Annotated in this window: 6 protein-coding genes; all 6 read left to right on the top strand. The window is 53.4% G+C overall.

The features are described from left to right. Positions 1–1018 (top strand): site-specific tyrosine recombinase XerC (gene xerC / locus H5P30_RS15875; protein WP_185693893.1); only part of this gene is annotated, 1018 nt, incomplete at its 5' end. Between the two features lie 37 nt (positions 1019–1055). After that, positions 1056–1298: an addiction module protein gene (locus H5P30_RS15880; RefSeq protein ID WP_185693894.1), complete on the top strand. Its 243-nt coding sequence runs from the start codon at positions 1056–1058 to the stop codon at positions 1296–1298. 16 nt (positions 1299–1314) lie between these two features. After that, a complete protein-coding gene (locus H5P30_RS15885) occupies positions 1315–1578 on the top strand; it encodes a hypothetical protein (protein ID WP_185693895.1) in 264 nt (87 codons plus the stop codon). 62 nt (positions 1579–1640) lie between these two features. After that, a complete protein-coding gene (locus H5P30_RS15890; RefSeq protein WP_185693896.1) occupies positions 1641–2438 on the top strand; it encodes an RHS repeat-associated core domain-containing protein in 798 nt (265 codons plus the stop codon). 9 nt (positions 2439–2447) lie between these two features. Next, positions 2448–2885 carry a hypothetical protein gene (locus H5P30_RS15895; RefSeq protein ID WP_185693897.1) on the top strand — a complete coding sequence of 146 codons (438 nt, stop codon included), beginning with the start codon at positions 2448–2450 and terminating at the stop codon, positions 2883–2885. A 353-nt stretch (positions 2886–3238) separates the two neighbouring features. Beyond that, positions 3239–3524 (top strand): transposase (locus H5P30_RS15900; RefSeq protein WP_185693898.1); only part of this gene is annotated, 286 nt, incomplete at its 3' end.

Raw genomic sequence — 3524 nt, forward strand, 5'->3', positions numbered from 1 at the left:
AAAAGGCATAGCGAGCGTGGCCGGGATGCGTGGCCGCCGCAAAGGGGGCCTGTCGGCCCCGCTTCGCCCGGAGGGCGACGACGATCCTTTTTCGTTGTGGTCGCACTCGGAGGCGTGGCTGGAGCGGATGGCCGAGCGCAATTACTCGGAGACGAGCCTGAGCGCGGCCCGTTGGGCTTTGAAGATGTTCCTGGACTGGGCGAAGGAGCGGGAACTGTCCTCTCCCGATCAGATCACCAAGCCGATCCTCGAGAGCTACCAGGGCTGGCTCTACCGCTACGAGAAGAAGGATGGCGAGCGGCTGAGCGTGCGCACCCAGCGGGCAAGGCTGGGCACCTTGCAGCGGTTCTTCTCCTGGCTGTGCAAAAGCGGTTTCCTGATGGCCAACCCGGCGGCCGACCTGGAACTCCCCCGCAAGCCCTATCACGCCTTGCCGAAGGCCCTCAACGCCGAAGAGCTGCGCCGCCTGATGGGGCAGCCCGACGTTACCGATCCGCTGGGACTGCGGGACCGGGCCATCCTCGAAACGCTCTACGCCACCGGAATGCGCCGGGGCGAACTCGTCTCCCTGGACCTCGAGGACATCGACCTGAAAGCCTCCAGCGTCCACGTGCGCAAGGGCAAGGGCGGCAAAGGTCGTCTTCTCCCGCTGGGAGAGGCGACGGCCCGTTGGCTCGAAGCGTATCTGGAGCGGAGTCGTCCGGCTCTCTCAATGAGGGAGGACGAACGGGCCTTTTTCCTCAGCGGCTACGGCGAGCGCTTCAACCCGAACTACCTCGGCAACTGGGTGAGCAAGACGATCAAGGCCGCCGGGATCGAGAAAAAGGGGGCCTGCCACCTGCTGCGGCACAGCTGCGCCACACACATGATGGAAAACGGGGCCGACCTGCGGAGCATCCAGAGCATCCTCGGCCACGCCCGGCTCGACACCACGCAGATTTACACCGAAGTGAGCCTGGTCCACCTGCGCGAAGTCTACGAGAACAGCCATCCGGCCGCACAAGCAAAGCGGACTTGAAGAAACGACCGGACGGGCTATCTTTGATAATCGTAGCATGACCACCATAATCAAAGAAATCCTCGGAGAACTCAGCGGCCTTTCCGAACAGAAACAACGCGTGGCCGCTTCGGTGGTCCACGCCTTATGGTCGGAGGAACGTTCGGAAGACGCCGTCCATGCCGAGTGGAGGGCCGAACTCGACCGACGCAACGCGCAACTGGCAAGCGGGGAAGTCGAAGCCATCGACGAAGCCTCGATGGAATCCTTCGTCGAGAAGCTGGTTGCCGGTGAAGGTTAGGTTCCATCCCGAAGCAATGGCCGACTTGCGCGGCTCTTACTGCTATTATCGGGGCATTGATCCCGAACTGGGGCGGGACTTCATCGAGGAATACCGCACCGCGCTCGCCTTCGCCAAAAGCGATCCGCTGGTAATGCGCGTTTTCCACGGCAACGACCGGAGGGTCTTTTTCCGGCGATTCAAGAGCTACGCCTTGGTCTACGAAGCCTTCGAAGACGCGATCCTCGTTAAGGCGGTCGCCGACCTCCGCCGGAAGCCTTTTTTCTGGTCGAAGCGATAGCCGAACGGGCCGAGATTTTGCTTCCTTCGACCGCCTTACGGGCGTAGCCTGTTGCTTCGAAAATGGTCGCCCTCAACGAAGCATACGCCCCGAGCGAAACCCATGAACGGCGAAAAAACCGCGTCGGGGGATTTTTTTTCTTAGCTGCCAGCCGCGCCGGGTCCGACCAGCCCGCAAGCCCTGATTGCGTCGGGGAAAAACGGGGACACGGCTACGACACCGCGTCGGGTGTTACTGTATACGGCTTCAGATATTATGTCCCTGAAACGGGGCGGTGGCCATCCAGGGATCCCATTGAGGAGCGGGGTGGGCTGAATCTCTATGCGATGGTTGGTAACGATGCTGTGAATCAGTGGGATTTTCTGGGATTGGCAGCTATCGATGAATTTTATTTACCTGATTCAGCCGAAGGAGTTCCGTGGTCTTACGGAGATACTGATGGTGCCTTAGCTTATACATCCCCGAGGGTGCAAATTAGGTGTGCTTGTAGTGAGACTGAAGATGATGCGACCAAATTTGAAGTGTTTTGTTCTGTCCAAGTCTCGTTTCGGATTGTTATCAGCAATGAAGTCCGTGGTTTATATATAGATGGTATTTATGGACATGAGCAATCGCATGTTAGAGCTATGCTGCAGGGGTTTAAACGAACATCACGCCACTACAAGAATTTGTATAATAAGAAATATACATGCAAAACTGAATGTGAAGATGACGGAAAGCACACTTACATAGAAGGCCAGATGAAAACAATATTTGATGACATTATTCGTAATGAGGAAGCTCACGTTGGATCTGGGCCAAATGATCCTTATGGAGAAGTTCCGCCTATTGCAGAGGTTCCAGATCCTTTCGGAGGATGATTTTTTATAATGATCAGAATTTTCAGCATTATCTTTTTTCTTTTTTGGAATTTTTCATTTGGAGCAAATTCTTGTGAAGAGCCATATCTGGTGAAATTTGATAAGAATAATCTCAATGAAATCGTAGGTGATAGTAAATTTCGGGAAAGTTTGCTCAAGATGCAGACGGTATCGATTATCAGCTTAGATATTTCCGATCTGGAAGCTATCTTCAGTGTAATACAGAATAATGAATTTGGGGAGATCTTCTGCCTTAAAGAGTATGATCATAACTTGGTTAAAATTCGAACCGAGTTGTCTCCTTCAAATGGACGAGAAATGTTTATGTTAAGATCAGAATTTAAGCATTGGATCATTTTAGATGAAACCTTGCGGGATTGGTATCTTATTCGAAGGCAAGGGTCTGAAAAAGGGGAGGCTACGAAGGGGCCACGGGACAGGAAATGACTCCACAAGCCAACCATAGGCTTGCGGACTGATCGCATGCCAGATTGAAAAGATTATGTGGTTTGTTCAGCTTCTCGACGCCGACTCCCTGTTTTTCAGTTGTTAATGTGTAAGCACTTTTTTTGACATCGTAATTTTGTTCAAATTGCGGTCGTAGGATTTTAAGGTTTTTTCCAACATTGAGGTCGTATTTAGCGCTCATTTGTGTCGTAGTTTTGCGACAAAAAAGGCCCGTCGGAAGACGGGTTTTTTAGGGCTTCGCGAAGGTAACGTCCAAAAAGTTTCGCAAAATTGAAAAGAGTGCCTTTCCGCCGGTAATCCGGTAGGCAGTTGGTTAACCACAACTAACAGCCATGGAAGAGACCAACGAAAAGACACCTGAAGAGACAGTAGCAGGCCGTGAGGCCGAATCAAGCGAAGTTGTTCGGATCAACTTCGATCACCTGAAGAAGGATCTGAGCGGATTCGTGCGCGGAACGGTGGAGGAAGCCCTCAACGGTCTTTTGAACGCCGAGGCGGAGCATCTTTGCAATGCGAGCCGCTATGAGCGAAGCGAGGAGCGCACGGCCCACCGCAGTGGCCATTACGAACGCAAGCTGGAGACGACTGCTGGCAAAGTGAACTTGAGGGTTCCGAAGC

The sequence above is a fragment of the Puniceicoccus vermicola genome (assembly GCF_014230055.1).
Lineage (GTDB): Bacteria > Verrucomicrobiota > Verrucomicrobiia > Opitutales > Puniceicoccaceae > Puniceicoccus > Puniceicoccus vermicola.